Origin of the sequence: Pseudoalteromonas sp. DL2-H2.2 (assembly GCF_021532535.1) — a bacterium.
GTDB classification, from domain to species: domain Bacteria; phylum Pseudomonadota; class Gammaproteobacteria; order Enterobacterales; family Alteromonadaceae; genus Pseudoalteromonas; species Pseudoalteromonas rubra_A.
This window is the reverse complement of the sequence record NZ_JAKGBD010000011.1, coordinates 58942-76293: the sequence shown is the minus strand read 5'-3', so window position 1 is coordinate 76293 and position 17352 is coordinate 58942. Positions and strand designations below refer to the sequence as shown.

Annotated in this window: 9 protein-coding genes; all 9 read right to left on the bottom strand. The window is 49.5% G+C overall.

Going from position 1 to position 17352, the window contains the following annotated elements; translation table 11 throughout:
* Window positions 1-62: 62 nt before the first annotated feature.
* Window positions 63-2855, bottom strand: coding sequence for a CHASE domain-containing protein (locus L1285_RS17580; protein WP_235413473.1), 2793 nt, complete (start codon window positions 2853-2855; stop codon window positions 63-65).
* A gap of 12 nt (window positions 2856-2867) precedes the next feature.
* Entirely contained in the window at window positions 2868-6350 is a 3483-nt protein-coding gene (locus L1285_RS17575) for an ATP-binding protein (RefSeq protein ID WP_235413471.1), read from the bottom strand.
* 209 nt (window positions 6351-6559) lie between these two features.
* The gene (locus L1285_RS17570; RefSeq protein WP_235413469.1) at window positions 6560-8683 is read right to left on the bottom strand and encodes a two-component system response regulator; all 2124 of its coding nucleotides are present in this window, start codon (window positions 8681-8683) and stop codon (window positions 6560-6562) included.
* Between the two features lie 117 nt (window positions 8684-8800).
* A complete protein-coding gene (locus L1285_RS17565) occupies window positions 8801-10639 on the bottom strand; it encodes a GGDEF domain-containing protein (protein WP_235413467.1) in 1839 nt (612 codons plus the stop codon).
* Window positions 10636-11523: a hypothetical protein gene (locus L1285_RS17560; protein ID WP_235413465.1), complete on the bottom strand. Its 888-nt coding sequence runs from the start codon at window positions 11521-11523 to the stop codon at window positions 10636-10638. Before L1285_RS17560 ends, L1285_RS17565 begins: the two co-directional genes overlap by 4 nt.
* A 314-nt stretch (window positions 11524-11837) precedes the next feature.
* Entirely contained in the window at window positions 11838-12854 is a 1017-nt protein-coding gene (locus L1285_RS17555; protein ID WP_235413463.1) for a M48 family metallopeptidase, read from the bottom strand.
* Window positions 12854-13927 (bottom strand): YjgN family protein, encoded by a 1074-nt coding sequence (locus L1285_RS17550; RefSeq protein ID WP_235413461.1) that lies wholly within the window; start codon window positions 13925-13927, stop codon window positions 12854-12856. The genes L1285_RS17555 and L1285_RS17550 overlap by 1 nt, the downstream gene beginning before the upstream one ends.
* Window positions 13928-14110: 183 nt before the next feature.
* The gene (locus L1285_RS17545) at window positions 14111-14281 is read right to left on the bottom strand and encodes a hypothetical protein (RefSeq protein ID WP_164488164.1); all 171 of its coding nucleotides are present in this window, start codon (window positions 14279-14281) and stop codon (window positions 14111-14113) included.
* A gap of 426 nt (window positions 14282-14707) precedes the next feature.
* A complete protein-coding gene (gene metH / locus L1285_RS17540) occupies window positions 14708-17341 on the bottom strand; it encodes a methionine synthase (protein ID WP_235413460.1) in 2634 nt (877 codons plus the stop codon).
* Between the last annotated feature and the right edge of the window lie 11 nt (window positions 17342-17352).

The following is a 17352-nucleotide window of genomic DNA, read 5'->3' as shown; positions in this document are numbered from 1 at the left end:
CCCGCAATAATGCAGGGTTAACCGCCTGATTTTATTAACGAGGGTACCGCTGACAAAGTCAATTATATCGATTTTAAGTGGCCGCGCATGCTGGGCCGCTTAGGTGCATGCTCTGCAATCACCTGCCAGAGCACTTTTTGCTCTATGGGCTTGGCGATATAGCCATCAAAGCCTGCATGCTGATACTTTTGCCTGTCTTCGGTTAACACATTAGCAGTCAGGGCTATGACTGGCAATGTCGGATGCTGCTGTTTTATCAGCTTGCAGGCCTCAACACCATCCATAACCGGCATCTGAATGTCCATCAACACAAAATCCGGGCGCTGGCGTGTTACCTGACTAACTGCCTCCTTGCCATTAATCACCATGGCAACTTCAACATTGCACTTATCCAGCAGAGCGCGGATCACCAGCTGGTTAATTTCATTATCTTCAGCAACCAACACGCGTGCGCCACTCAAGTCAGGACTTTGTGACCACTGTTCATGAATTTCAGGCTGAGCCTGGTCGCATTGTTCAAGCGGTAGATAAACGGTAAACACGCTGCCGACATTTTCCATACTCTGCACCTCAATGGTGCCTGCCATCAGCTCGACCAGAGACTGGGTGATAGACAGCCCAAGACCAGTCCCGCCGAATCTGCGGGTGGTGGATTTGTCGGCCTGCTCAAAGCGCTGAAACAACCGCTCAAGGGCCTCTTTGCCAATCCCCACCCCAGTATCGCGCACGGTAAAGACCACTCCCGGCTCGCCCTGTACTTGTTCAATTTCAAGGTCAACCCCGCCTCTTTGGGTAAATTTAATCGCATTGGAGAGTAAGTTTAAAAGTATTTGCCGTACTCTGACGGCATCCCCTTGCCAGCTGGCATGATCAAAGTGGCCGGTCACCGACAAGTAGATCCCTTTTTGCGCGGCTACCGCTTGCAGGTCCGCCTGAATGTGGCTGATTAGCTCGGTCAGATTAAACGGCCGGATCTCCAACGACAGTTTGCCCGCCTCTATTTTCGAAAAATCCAGAATATCGTTAATTATGGTAATTAGGGCTTTTGCCGAATAAGTGGCTTTCTCCAGATACTCACGGGCGCTGCCCGGCAGTGACTCTTCACTTAGCAGCTGCAAGGTGCCATACAGGCCATTCATGGGCGTGCGTATTTCGTGGCTCATATTGGCCAGAAACTCTGATTTGGCCTGCGTGGCCTGCTCCGCCACCAGCTTGGCTTCTGCCAGTGCCTGTTCGTGCTCCAGCTGTTCGGTCAAATCGTATGCGACTCCTAAAAAGCCCACCAGCTGGCCTTGATTGTCCTGTAACCGTGACACACTGAGGCGAACCGGTGTTAATTGCCCGCTCTTTTTCACATAGGTCCAGTTATTAACATCATTTTTGCCATGGCGGGCCTTAGCCACAAAGGCCTCAAACCCCGGCTCTACAAGATAGCCCAGCTCCCCGGTTAACTCTTCTGCGCGCTGTGCTACTTCCAGTTCCAGATGAAATACCGCAGGCGTCAGTTTGCCAACCATTTCCTCGGCTTTATAACCCAACAGTTTTTCTGCAGCAGGGTTAAACACGGTGATCACCCCATGCACATCGGTTGCAATCACCGAATAGGTGGCACTTTCTAAAATGCTACGCTGCAGTGCTCCTACCCGCTCTATTTCAGCCGTCCGGGACACCACTTTTTGCTCCAGCACCGCATTGGCCTCCGACAAGGCTTTTTCCCGGGTCTCGGACAAATCGAGCTGGTGCGCTTTAGACTGATGGGCACGCAAAATAAGCAGCTGCACACAAAATACCACCAGCATCAGTGCCAAAGTAATCATCACCGCTTCGCGCAATGCCCGGTAGGGGCTGGGTAACCCCTGTGAGTCGATGTAACTCACCGTCGGGCTGAGCTCTATGCGCCAGGTTCGGCCATACAACTGGATCACGCTGTGTACTCGATATTCATTCAGCTGCGACTGAGTCTCGCCACGGCTGAAAAACAAAGTGCTGGCGCGGCGATCGACGTCTCTGACATTCAAAACCAGATTACGCTTTATGCCTTTAAGAGAGCCCAGCACCTCATCAATGAGGATCGGGCTGTAACTCCAGCCGGCAAGTTCTGCCATACGCTCTACCGGGGTACCGGGCGCTGTACCTTGTGCATAGACCGGCATTAAAATTAAAAAACCATGTTGCACTTTTTGATTGGCCTGCACTAAGGTAATCGGTGCGGTCAACATCACTTCGGCATTTCTGGCTGCATCGGTTGCCGCAACCCGGCGCATGGCTTCGGAGCCAATGTCCAGACCCACTGCCTGCTTGTTGCGCGACTCCGGCTCAATAAACTGGATCACATACAAACTTTGCTCATGGGGAGTCAGCTGCTTAATATTAAATTGCTTGTCGGGGCGTTGCTGGCGAGCGTCCTGAACAAACGCCGCTCTGTCGTCAAAAGACACAAAGCGAATAAAACCAAACCCTCGGGCACCGGGAAACTCCTGCTCATGGTAACGGCTGCCGGCGTAACGCTGCATGCGCTGGTAATTAAAGTGCTCAACGCCCACGCTCTGAATGGCCCCTCGCAGGCCTGCTAACCCGTAACGGTACAAAGCCATGCGCTCTTCCACGGCCTGAGTGAGCCGAGTCAGATCAGACATTACAGCACTTTTCACTCGTTTATCAATGCGTTGCAGATGCGACTGATGGCTATACCAGCCGCCTAAGGCGCCCAGCCCCATAACCAGCAATAACGGCCAAATCAGTTGCCACAGCGGTCTGTTTTTCCTTGCCGGTGTGTCCTGGTGGTTTGTCACATCATTCACCTTAGTCCGCCCTGATAAATATTCGATAACGGGGACGACTGTCGCTGTATTCACGTTGCTTCACCATTAGCTCTCACTGCCTTGCCTGACAACAGATGACGTATTAAATACCGCCTCCTGAAACACCTGTTCAAGCACCAGATACTGCGCTTCAATAGTTTCGATTAGCGCGCTATATTCAGCGCCGTCTTGGTGGCTGGCGCCTTCTTCGAGTTTCGCCAGCAACTGAGTCAGGCGTTGCGCACCTATGTCGCCACTTTGCCCCCGTAATGCATGGCTTATCTGTTTAACCTGAGCATGGTCTTGCTTATTACACTGCTCTTTCAGAGATAACAACTTTTGTGGTGCTTTATTGTAGAACAGCATACAGATTTGCAGATACAGCTCCGAATCTCCCTGTAGCCGCGCAATGGTGCCATCAATATCAAGCACTTCGCCAGAAGCTACTGGCGGCTGCCCCACCTCTTCCCCGGCGTTGTCCTGTGTTGTGATTTGTGAAGGAGAATGCTCAGGCACGTGTGCAACAGGCTGCTTTTTGGGTTGCTGAAAAGACTTAAACTTAGTCAGCGCATCAAACAGCAACTTGGGCTGTATTGGTTTAGTGACGTAATCGTCCATCCCTGCAGCCAGACATCGCTCCCGCTCTCCCGACATGGCATTGGCCGTCATCGCAATCACCGGAATATGGCGAAACGATTCACCTCCTTTTCCTTCTCTGATCAAACGCGTTGCCTGATACCCATCCATTGTTGGCATATTACAATCCATCAAAACGGCAAATACCGGCTGATGGATTTTTTCAAAGTTAAGCAAGGCACTTAAGGCTTCATGGCCAGATTGATATGTCACCACATCCGCATCGATACCATGCAGGATCCCCCGGGCAACTTCTCGGTTAATTTGATTATCATCAACAATCATCACTGTTGCACCGCTGAGGTCATTGTGCGCATGATGCTGTATGTTGGGGACATGCACCTGGTGCTGGTTTTTAAGCATTTTTTCAATCGCATTCTGATCAAATACAGACAGAAAATGACCCAAACGAATAGGTTTAACCAGTTTCGCCAAACATCCCCTAGCGATATTTTGTTGGGAAAATTCACTGTACAGCACGATAGTGCGAGCATATGCCGTAGTATCAGTCAGGTTTTCAATATGCGGATGATTATGATCCACAACCAGATACTCACCGTTACGCTCCACCAAAGTACCCCCGTACTTGGTAATGACATGTGAAAGGAAACTACGTTCCCGCCCATCATCCACATGCAGCTCAAACCGATGTCCGTCCAACAGGTTGTTATGAGGCTTAGCCTTTGCCGTATCCAAAGCAAACGGTAAGGTAAATGAAAACTTGCTGCCAATGTTCTTTTGCGACTCAAAGCCAATTTGCCCCCCCATCAATTCACAGAGGTTTTTACAAATTGACAAACCAAGTCCCGTACCACCAAACTCTGCACTGATACCGCTGTCTTCCTGGGTAAAAGCAGAGAAAATCTTATGGTGGTTATTTTTATCAATCCCCACCCCGGTATCTTCTACGGCTACCGTCAAATATATTTTACCTGCATCTTCTGTCGTCTCTGCTCGCACACAAACACATCCCTTGCTGGTAAATTTTATCGCATTGCTCACCAGGTTAAAGATGACCTGTTTGATCCGGCCAGCATCTCCCACCAGTTCAATAAAATCAATATCTGCAACATCGACCACCAAAGTGAGCTGCTTTTCGTACGCTTTCAAAGAAATGGATGTCACAACATGCTCCACCACTGATATAGGGTTAAGCGGCTCTTGCTCAAGTTCCAGTTTACCGGCTTCAATTTTAGACAAATCAAGAATGTCGTTGATTAGAGAAGCCAGCGTAGAAGAGCTGGTTTCTGTCATTTCCAGATACGATAATTGATTCTTGGTCAGCGGCTCACGACGGATCAGGTTGAGTGTACCCAGAATACCGTTGAGCGGGGTGCGCATTTCATGGCTGATGGTAGAGATAAAGGCGCTCTTAACCGCAGATGCTTTAACCGCTTTGGCCTTTTCGGCCTCCAACTCCCCGGTGCGCTCCTTGACCTGCCGCTCCAAACTTTCATTCGCACTTTTTACCTGCTGTTCACTGAGTTTTTCTTTTGTTGTATCACGACCGAACAAAGTAACCCCAACCAGCTGGTTATCGGGACCCCGCACCGGCGAAACTTTGAAATTCACATGCCGAACTTCATCCTGTACGGTGTAACGCTCATACCAGTCAGTATCTTTGGGTGCTCCCTCGCTCTTAAAGTAGCACACAGCGCCCTGCAAACGGTCCATGGGCAGTTCAATCAGGTCGGTAATATTGTGCTGTCGCTCACTGGCCGCGAGGCTGGGAAATATCAATAAAGACGCACTATTATATGTCTGTACGTTAAGCTGTGTATCAAAGCTGATAATAGGCTCGTCCGCCCCATCAATAATCGATTCATAGACGGCTTTATCTTCCTGATAGCGCTCACGATTACGATAGAAAACAACTATCCCCCCCATGAATAACAGCAGCACTAAAGTCACCACGGCTAGCAGCATATAACTCGACAAACGTCGTTCATTTAGCAATGCTGAGGCCTGTTGCGGAAGCGCAATTGCCGTGATAAACATCTCATGACCGGGGCCCTGATAACCACTATTGAGCTCTTGCTGTATGACGACCTGAAGGGTATCTGTGCCGTGCTTATATACCCCATCAACACGCCCCTTGGCTGTACTGTGTAGTTTGAAGTCATCGTCAAACATACGTGGTCTGGCAAGATCCCGGGTATAATGAAACACCGTGTCAGGGCCGTAGATATAATGCCCCTGATGGTCAGTCAAGTAATACTCACCCGTGTCACTGTCCAATAATTCGATCAACTGCTTTGCACTGGAATTGAGCACCAATAAGCCAAACAGGTCATTGTCGGCATCAAACAGAGGCATGGCAATACGCAGGACTGGGATAAATGGCCGTTGCACTTTGTTATTTTCAAAATTCAGCGAAATACGCGATGCAAAGTGCATTTCTTCAGACAAGTCCAGGGTTTCCTGAACATAATCTTTATGGGATTTATCCTGCAATTTTGCTTCGGGGATCTGTTCTACTTTGCCCCGGCGCCGATCAACCCGGACAAACTCCCGACCGTCCGGCATGATAATACGCAGCTGCAATAGCTCAGCATTGTTATAAATCAAAGACCTAAAAATTGTGGCAATGCGAGATTTCCACAGCTCAATGGGCTGATTATCCTGTGGATCAACGCCATTATTTTTCAGTGCGCGGGCAATACCCGGAAAAGGTGGCGTATCTTTTAGAAAGTGCAAATAGCTTAAATCTGCCCGATAACGGCGTTCGAATTGCTCAGCGATATGTGCTGCACTCTGCCTGAGTTGGTTTTCTACTTCAAATTGCACTTCACCTTGCAGCTTGCGCTCAAAGAAAATCAAAGCCAACACTATCATCAACAACAAACATACGCTGAATGCGCCCGCAAACCAGCGCGTTTGCTTATTTTTCTTAACAGACAGAATCCCTATCATATATGACCTTTTAACCCAGCAGACGAGTTTTTGGCGGCTCTCAAGTGCAAGACCGCAACCCCCCCACCAAAATGGTATGCATATGCAAACTATAGCCTATGCAACTGGCATTACAGGGCCACAGTCATTTTTTTCAAGAAAAGCTGAAAAGCCCTGACACTTGACGATAATTTCACGCACAGATAGACCGCCCAAATACACACTCCTCCCTAAGCTTGGTCTTTGCCGATGGAATGCGCCAGTGCATACTTAAATGCACTCTGGCTATCCATAGGTCTGGCATAAAAATAGCCCTGTGCCACGTCACACTTCAGCAATTTAAGCTCACTCACCTGGGAGTCTGTCTCTACGCCCTCTGCCACCAGCTTAAGGCCAAGGGAGCGCGCTAATAATACTATTGTCTGTACAATGCCAAAGTGGTGCTCGCCTGTTCCCATATCTTGTATGAACGATTTGTCGATTTTAAGTACATCCAGAGGGAAAACTTTTAGATAGGATAAACTGGAATAACCCGTTCCAAAATCATCAATGGCAATAGTTACCCCCATGCCAGCCAGCTCAGCAAGTTTGCATTGCACTTGTTCAAAACTCTCAACCAGTGCACTTTCTGTCACTTCCAGCTCTAACTGCCGGCTCGGTAACTTGTGTTTCTCCAGACACCTTGCAACCTGATCAACAAACAGAGCATGCTTCAGTTGTTGAGACGACACATTAACACTGACTTTAAGCGTCACCCCCTGGTCCAGCAAGCGACGTCCAAATGCACAACTTTTATGTAAAACCTGTTCGCCCAATTCGTCTATCAGACCCAGCTCTTCGGCCAGCGAAATAAACTCCTGGGGCGCAACCAGTGCGCCTGATTTTTCTTTGAGCCGCACAAGGGCTTCAAAACCACACACACGACCGGAGTCAATGGCAATCTGAGGCTGAAAAAACACTGTTAACGCGTCTGCATCCAGCGTTTCACGCAACAGCAACTCCAGCTCATGGCGTTTCATTAATTCGGCTTCAAGCTCCTGAGAGAAAAAACATACCGTATTTCGACCCTGGTTTTTGGCCCGATACATAGCGACATCAGCATGGCGCATCAGCACTTCTTCTTCGTGGGCATCCATCAATGACATACTCACGCCAATGCTGACTGAAACCTGATACTCTTTTTGTTCAAGCAGAAATGGTTCTTTAAAACTGGCAATCAGGTTGTTTGCAACAACCGAAACATAACTCGCAGAACGAACCTCTTCCAAAAGTAAAACGAACTCATCTCCCCCCACCCGTGCCAGCGACGCATTGGGGTCAATCACCGACTCCAGTCGTTTCGCTACCTTCTTAATCAGTTCATCGCCCAGATGATGGCCCAGCGCATCATTGATATACTTAAAGTGATCTATATCTATCAATAAGACAGCTACGTGCATATTCGATATCCGGGCGCTGGCTATTGCATGTTGGAGTCTGTCGTGAAGAAGTACCCGATTTGGCAGGCCAGTCAGCTGGTCATTGTTGGTTAAGAAGTTCATTTGCACTGCCATCGCAACCGACTCGCTCACATCATGAAACACCATCACCGACCCTAATACCGTCCCGTCTTCACCACGAATAGGTGAAGCAGTATCTTCGACCCGATATATCTGACCATCTTTGCTGTGTAATTGACAGTTTAAGGCCATTGCCACGTTGCGCTTTTCGGTAAGTGCTCTTCTGGCAGGATTGATTGATTCGCTCTGCGTGGTGGCGTCACGTAAGTCCATCACAGCTTCAATCGGTGAGCCCAGGGCATAACTGGCCGCAATACCGGTCAAGCGTTCCGCCACCGGGTTCATATAACTTACGTAGCCTGCTTTATCTGTGGCGATAACGGCATCACCTATCGAGTTGAGCGTCACCTGAAAGAGCTCTTTCTCTCGCAATAATGACTCTGTGGTACTTTCCAGTGCATCCTGATAAGCCACGATCGCCAGCTGGTTATAAACCCGCATACGACAGGTTTTCAGGTCTATCGGTTTCGAAATATAGTCAGCACCGCCTTCAGTCAGAGATTTGAATTCTGTATTGGGGTCACGACTTGCAGTAATAAAAACAATTGTGTAGTGGGCTGTTTGAGGGTCACTTTTCAGTGTGCGGCAAATATCCACACCATTGTATTCACCCATGTCGATATCAAGCAAAATCACATGAGGTTGAATCTCTTTGATCAGCATCAAAGCATAGCTGGCTTCAGAAGTTGAGAACACTTCGCCTAAGTCACTCACAGCTTTTTTGATGATCAGTATGCTACTGGGGTCATCATCGACGATCAGTATTCTCGCATTGTCGGGCAAGTTCAGTCTCACGTGCAAACCTTCCACATTTCCTTAATCTAATCAGCATAGACCAAGCCGGCGTGTTTTAAACTGAACAGCCTAATTATTTAAATACTTTATCATTAGAAAAGTATTTAAATGCCACCACTAACCCGCAAGCTGAGTGCTGCTGACGGTAAATGCTTCCATATTTTGTTGGAGTTGTTCAAAACTCATCGCCAGAGGCTGCGCCGGCGGATTCAGGCCGACCCAGGCATCACGCCCGCCGTGTTTGGCCTGATACAGACAGTTATCCGCAAGTTCCAGCACTTGCTCCCAGTCCAGCGGCTGACCATTGCTCAGGCGCAGCGGGTAAGGCGCAAACCCAAGTGAGCAAGTACACATAAGACGCTGAGCATCAGAACCAAACAATGCCTGCATAACCACATGGCGGATCCGCTCGATCAGTGGCTGGGCTTGCGATACATCGGTGCCCGGCATGACCAGCAAAAACTCTTCCCCTCCCCAGCGGATCAGAACATCCTGCTCACGAAGTTGCAGTCTGACCAGTTGCGCAAACTGTTGCAGCACCTGATCGCCAACGGCATGACCATAGCTGTCATTGATCTGTTTAAAGTGATCGATGTCTATCAAACAAAAAATTGTGCTCTGCGATGCGCTGTGACTGTGCGCCAGCAGTTTATCGGCCTCGCTGAAAAAGTAATGGCGGTTATGCAAACCGGTCAGGCTGTCGGAGTAACTGAGGGCCTGCAATTGGCGATTTCGCTCGTCCAGCTCTGCTGTTCTTTGCTTTACCTCCTCTTCGAGCAAAGAGAGATAGCGCTTGTTTTGCCATCGCCAGTATAAAAAGCCCAATAATGCCACAGCCAAAACCAGTAGCAGTGCGCCGCGTTGCTGCGCCAGGCGGGTGTTTTCAAGAATTTGTTGGTGACGAAAGATCTCTTGCGCCTGCAGGGCATTGTCTTTTTCCAGCAAGCTCAGCTGCTGTTTTTGTGTTGCCAATGCGTACTGTGACTCGAGTTGCAGTAACTTATTATTACGCTTCTGAAAGTTAAGGGCATCTTTTGTCAGGGTATAGCGTTTCAGGTATAAATGCGCTTGCTGGTAATCCCCCATCTGTACAAAGGCGTTAGACATAACAAATTGCAACTCGGCCTGCTCATCTAAAAACCGGGTGGCAAAGGTTTCCATTAATGCCGGCATGGCCGTATCCAGGGTTTGCTGGAAGTCGCCCGACTGCAACCAGACCATAGACTGCAACAGCTTAAAGCGCAGCCGCATTCTTTGATTACGAACCAGCATGTTGCTTTGTGCAACCTGATTCAAAATAGGCTGCGCCTGCTGATAACGGCCAAGCTTGAGCAATGCCCAGGCCCGCGCCAGCAGGAGTGTATCGTGCAACTCAGGGGTGCCGGTAACAACCAGCCCATCGGTTCGCAGCGTCGCAACCGCCTGATGATAACTGCCCAGCAAAACATACAAGTACCCTTGCCATAGCCTGTGCTGTAGTAGCAATCGCTGAGTTACGTAAGGCGCTTTCTGGGGGTGATTGGTCAATTGCACTATCAACTGGTGTACATCATCGAGTGAGCGCTGGGCATAGTTGTAACGCTCAAGGTCCATCTCCAGTCTGGCAATCGCCAGTCGGCTTTGTGCCATCAGTGCCAGGTCTTTTCGCTGTATGGCCAGCTGCAGCGCATCGTTATGCAATACCAGGCTTTGCTGATAATCCCCATATTGCTGGCGAACTTGTCCTTCAAGCAACAAAGTCTGAGCAACGATCTCCAGTGCATCAATTGCCTTAGCATCGCGGTGCAGCGCTCTTAATTCGGGTAACAATGACAAGTCAAAGTCGCTTTTCAGTGCTTCGTTTAGTTCGGCCAGCGACTTTTCAAGCGCACTGGGCGAGGCAAGCTCAGTTGCTGTGACAGGTGCACTCAACGCCATACAGAGCAGCCAGCTCGCCAGCATAGTCATTCGCATCATGGTTTGGGCTCCTGCGGCAACATCGCCCGATTAATGACTGTCCAATCCCGCACCTTGCTATTAATAAACCCGGATTCTGTGAGCGCTTTACGGATCACGCCCCGACGCCTGAGCTCTTTGAGGCCACGATTCAGTGCAGCAAATATTTGCGCGCCTTCTGGATGGCGCTTACTAACAATAAAGTGGCGAGAGTCGGGCAATACCATTTTCACGCCCTCGATGGGCACATAGTCACGCCCTTCAAACGCCAGCTGCAAGGATTCACTGACACTGAAATTCACCAGCATGCCATCCACAATGTCGGTTTCGACCATATTCAGCATGCTTTCCCACGGACCAATAAAGCTGACCAGGTTCATTTTGCTGTTTGTCAGCGCATGCCAGTCTACCCGCCAGCGCGGGTTAGCCACCAGCGTTAGTTGCTCCAGCCCGTCTTGAGTGGTCTGATGCAGCGCCTGGTTGCGTTTAGCGACATAGATACCGGCTTCATACTCACCAAATTTAACCACAGGATCGCTGACATGCACTGAGCCACGATAATTAATCACATCTTCATGCCAGACGGTACGCGCCAAAATCAGGCTTTCTCCGGCTATCATGTCGGTAAATTCAAGAATATTCACGGAAGGCTTGGGATTAAACACCACTTCCCGGGTTTCCCCGCCAAGGAATAGCGCTTGTTGTAACAACACCATTTCAATGATTTCGATATGGGAGCCCTGGGTGGTGGGCCGAAAGTCGGTCACATCAAGGACTGATCGACCTTGCAAAAAGGCCTGATAACGCTCAGAAAAGTTCTCGCTACTGATGATATCAACAATCAAAGGGTTGTGGGCTTTGGCACATTGCGACACAACGAGCAATAACAACACCAAAAACTTCATTTGCCTCCCCAGCACACAGGTAAGTCACAGCATCCGTTAGTATACAGGAAGGAGCGAACAAAAGTTAACCTTAAAATAACAACACATCAGCCTAAGGCGGTAAAAACAAGGTGCTAATCTCGATTTTCGAAACAATAATAAAGACTTAGCAGAATAAGAAATGGTACATACAGGCGTGGAAGTCTGATTTGAAGTGATTCTGAAATGAAAAAGGCCTTATTCAGGCCTTCAGAGTAAGATGTTCGAAAAGTCGCTTTTTGAAGCGAGTCAGCCGCAGTGGAACCCCTTATACTGATCCGCTATCAAACCAGATATCAGGGAGATGGCGTATAGGTTCTGGCATGTTCAATACGCTCTTGCAGGCTGGGATGGGTAGAGAGATACTTTAACCAGCTGTGTTCCTCGTCTTCATCAAGCGACACCAATGACTCCAGTGCCTGGGCAAAGTCTTCGCCGCTATATCCAAGACGTGCAAGTTGCGCCAAAGCATAGTTATCGGCTTCCCACTCCATATTCTGCGAGAACTGTAGGTCCATCAGCGCACTGCCGGAACCCAACACCACTTCAGCAACAATATCCATATCACCGATCAGCATGGCAATGGCAATACTGGCAACTGCAGCCTGGGACGCCAGGCGCACGCTGTGCATACGCTCTACATGACCGATTTCATGCAATAAAATGGCTCTGAGCGCATCAGGATGTTCGGCCAGAATCAGTGCCAGCTCGTCGGTGACCACCACCTGACCGTGGGGCAGCGCAAAGGCATTGGCGCCAAAATGATCTGAGCGATACACATCAATACGATATTTGTCGGCAGATAAATCAAGCTGCGCCAGTGTATCTTGCCACAAATCCCGAACGGCTTGTTGCTGCTCGGCGGACAGTTCACTGGGTGACAGCGCGGTACGCTCAATCAGCACCATGGACTGCTGGCCCATTTGCTCCACCACCGCATCTGGCATTGCCTCTACTGCGGTTACTGCAATCTCTGGTACAAGCTTAAACAGCAAGGCATAGAGCAATACAGGTGTCGCGACCAAGGCACACACAATGAGAACCAGATTGGATTCAAGACTCGCCAGTAGCGAGCTTTTGCCCGACTGAAACGACCAACGATGTGTCACATCCAGCGGCACAAAACGCGCCCCGTCTGTGAAAGTCAGCTCACTGGCCTGCCCCGGCAAATGCGCCGACACACTGAGTGTATCCTGCATCGTTTCACGCAAGCATTCATCGCCCGCATAGATGGCAACCTGGTTGCCGCTGAGCCGGGCAACCGCCTCTTGCACCCGGCTACTGTTTGGCTGGTAAAAGTATCCTGGGATCATCAGGTCAACGAGATATCAACGTCAAACACATTGGCGGCTTCTTCAGCGAAGGAAGAGTCTGCCTGCTGCGCCGTATCAAGCACCTGATCTGCCCCAGGCAACACAACAACCTGAGTTGCTTCTGCCAATGCTCTGAGTTTACGAACCTTAGCCCAGGGAAAAGCCAGCCCGGCTGTCAGCACAATCGCAGCGGCATTGGTTGCCAAAATCAGCGCATAGCGCTGTGGCTTCAGGTCCGATTTAAACTCCGCTACATCTTCAATCTGTGCATTGTTGAGGATGTGATTGCGGATCAGCGCCTGGTAGATACCTTGCAATGCAGAAATCACAAACAAGTACAGAGGCACAATCAGGAACATGCCAAAGTTGACCGGGCCCAGTTCACCTGGGTTCATGTTGATACCACCTACCAGGCTGAATGCCAGACCCAGCAACATCATCACCAGGATGCCCAGTAACATCACCAGCAATGCGGCGGCATAGTATTCTTTGCCCTCTAACTGCACTTGTACTGGCTTATCGCCGTAACGAATATTACTGTGAATATAGGCATCAATGCGCTTGAGCACCCAGGGCATCAAAAGATACAAGGTAAAAATACTGACAAATGGCAGCACCACAAAGTTCACCATCGCCTCGCCCAAATTGCCCTTAAAAGCAAAGCGAATATTGCGGTAACGGGTCATGCGCATGCTGAATTTAAGCCCCTGATTGATCATCCAGGGCACCAGCAATACCAGTGCAAATGCCATCATTGCGCCCACAAGCGGAAAGTAACTCGACACCACACTGTAGATCACAAACAAGCCTACGGCGAGCAAGCGACCTTTGAGTATCTGAATTGGTGTTGCGAGATAGTCAAACCTGTGCCCGTCTAACAGGGTATGGCCGTAAAAGTATTGTTTAGTCCGTACCGTCGCCCACGCTGAGTAAATACCCAGTGTTATCAGCGTCAGTAAAATATTGACAATCCATATACCAAAGTACTCTTTGCCGTTACCGGTAAATTGCAGTTGGGATGGTGTTGGTTGGCTGGCTGCTTCGGCAGCAGCAGAGGTAGAAGTCGAGTCCATTATTGGCTTCCTAATCGTTATGCTTTCGTTTTCACATTATTGACGTTTTCATGGCGAAATGTCCCCATGAAAACTACGGGAAAGTACATTAGAACAGCAATAAGTGCAACGTAAAAAAGCAAAACGCCGACGTAACTTGTCAGTTACCTCGGCGCTGTGTCTGAGTTGAAGGGCTTGCTTTACTTAGCAAGCACGCGTCAGCCAGTTCAGAAAGTGGCGGGCTTCGCTGCCACTTGAAAATTGCGTTTGTTTGCGGCCTGTGCCATCAGCAAAAACGACTTTTGATTTGTTCACCGAAATTGAGCGAATCGGTTGCTCAACACGGATCTCTGTTCCGTTGTATGTATAAGACATAATAAAACTCACTTTTATAATGCGCAGCCTGGCGGCTATCGCTTTAGACAATAAACGAGCTTTATGACAGTTTGATACCAAACCTGAAAAAACCGGCGATCAATTTTTCGACACTCTTGAGTCTGCAAACCGACGCGTGCTTCAAAGGGAATGGTACTGGCGATCTTAATTTCTGCATTCACAACGTCCCCTGCTGGGGTAACTGCAGTGGTATATCGCCTGACTATAATAAGCTCTACTTGTAATTTTTAATGCGGGCTTACTGGATCAAGGCAAGAGGGCATTACTTCTATGACGCTTTAAATCAGAGGTTATTTAAAGCAAGAGAGCAATAATATCGAAAAAGTTGATTAATGCAAGCAAAACTTGAGAACTTTTTGCCTAAAAAAAGAAAGGGTGCCACTTTGACACCCTGCATACACTTTATTATGACTGGGGCTCATACCCTAGGTTGGGAGAAAGCCAGCGCTCGGCTTCTGCCAGCGTCATATTGCTGCGTTTGGCGTAGTCTTCAACCTGATCCTGCTGAATGGCTGCCACGGCAAAGTATTTGGAGTCCGGATGGGAGAAGTACCAGCCAGATACCGCCGCGCCCGGCCACATGGCATATGAGCTGGTCAGCTTCATACCAATGCGGTTTTCTACATCCAGCAACTGCCAGATTTTGTCTTTCTCGGTATGCTCAGGACAGGCAGGATAACCCGGTGCCGGACGGATCCCCTGATAGTTCTCGCGAATAAGCTCCTCATTACTGAGCTTTTCATCCTCAGCAAAGCCCCAGTATTGCTTACGCACCTGCTCATGCAGGTATTCTGCAAAGGCCTCGGCCAGACGATCTGCCACAGCTTTCACCATGATTTTGTTGTAATCATCCTGCTGCTGCTCAAACACCTCGGCTAAATCATCCTCTTCCAGGCCACCCGTAACGGCAAACGCCCCAAAATAATCCGGTGTGCCTTTTGGCGCGATATAATCGGCCAGACAATAGTTCGGAAAATCGGTTTTTTCGGTTTGCTGGCGCAGCTGACAAGACTTCAGCAGCACTTCTTCACGGCTTTCATCGCGATAGATTTCAATGTCATCACCCACCCGGTTGGCCGGGAACAGGCCAATTACGCCCAGCGGTTGTAAACTGCCTTTAGCGCTCAGCTCGTCGAGCATGGCATTGGCGTCGGCAAAGAGTTTTTTCGCTTCCTCACCGACCACCTCATCTTCCAGAATACGCGGGTATTTGCCCGCCAGCGTCCAGGTCATGAAAAAGGGTGTCCAGTCGATATACTCGCGCAAGGTGGCAATACTGACGTCTTTAAATTCGGTGATACCCAGCTTTTTGGGCACCGGCGGCGTGTAATTGTCCCAGTCGAGCTTAACCGCATTGTCGCGCGCGCGGGCCAAAGTGACAGGCTTTGAGCGGGGCTTTTTACGCGCCTGCTGATCACGCACCTTAACGTATTCACTGGCGGTTTTTTCTAAAAAGCCCGGCTTTTGTGTGGCACTCAATAAACTGGAAACCACCCCAACTGCGCGGCTGGCATTGTTCACATACACCACGCCCTTGTCGTATTGCGGTTCAATCTTCACCGCAGTATGGGCTTTAGAGGTGGTTGCGCCACCGATCAGCAATGGGATCTCAAACCCACGGCGAGTCATCTCTTTGGCGACATGGACCATTTCGTCCAGCGACGGCGTGATCAAACCCGATAACCCAATGGCATCGGCATTTTCATCTATGGCCGTTTGCAGAATTTTCTCTGCCGGCACCATTACGCCCAAATCCACGACTTCGTAGTTATTACATTGCAGTACCACACCCACAATGTTCTTACCTATATCGTGTACATCACCCTTTACTGTCGCCATGATGATTTTACCATTGCTCTGACCAGCCTGTTTTTCTGCCTCAATGTACGGGTCCAGATAGGCCACCGCCCGTTTCATCACGCGTGCAGATTTAACCACCTGAGGCAGGAACATTTTACCGGCACCAAATAAGTCGCCGACCACATTCATGCCATCCATCAGTGGGCCTTCGATCACTTCAATGGGTTTATCAAACTGCTGACGACAGGCTTCGGTGTCTTCTTCAATAAATTCGGTAATGCCTTTAACCAGCGCATGCTCCAGGCGCTTGGCCACAGGCCAGCTACGCCACTCCTGATCTTCCGCTTTCTCAGCCTGTGCCATTCCCGAGTAATTTGGCGCTATCTCTACCAGACGCTCACCGGCACCGGGGTCAGTGTTGAGGACCACATCCTCTACGGCCTTGCGCAGTTCATCGGGAATATCATCGTAAACCGTCAGCTGGCCCGCGTTGACAATGCCCATGTCCATACCGGCCTGAATGGCGTGATATAAAAACACCGAGTGAATGGCTTCACGCACCGGGTTGTTACCGCGGAACGAGAAAGACACATTCGACACCCCGCCCGACACTTTACAGTGCGGCAGGTTTTGCTTGATGCGTCGCGTACCTTCAATAAACTCGACGGCATAGTTGTCGTGCTCTTCAATCCCCGTTGCCACAGCAAAGATATTGGGGTCAAAAATAATGTCTTCAGGCGGAAAACCTAGTTCATCCACCAGAATGCGATAAGAACGTTCACAGATCTCAAACTTGCGGTCGGCGGTTTCTGCCTGGCCCGTTTCGTCGAACGCCATCACTACCACAGCCGCACCAAAGCGCTTAATGATCTTCGCCTGACGCTCAAACGGCTCACGACCCTCTTTCAGCGAGATGGAGTTAACAATGGCCTTACCCTGAATACACTTCAGCCCGGCTTCAATCACTTCCCATTTGGAAGAGTCAACCATGATTGGCACACGGGAAATATCCGGCTCTGAGGCAATCAGGTTCAGGAACTTAACCATGGCGGCCTTAGAGTCCAGCATCGCTTCATCCATATTGATGTCGATCACCTGGGCGCCGTTTTCGACCTGGCTGCGCGCCACATCCAGTGCGGTTTCGTAATCTTCTTCCAGGATCAAACGCTTAAAACGCGCCGAGCCGGTAACATTGGTTCTTTCACCAACGTTGGTAAAAATGGCTGTAGATTGCGTCATATCAGTACTTC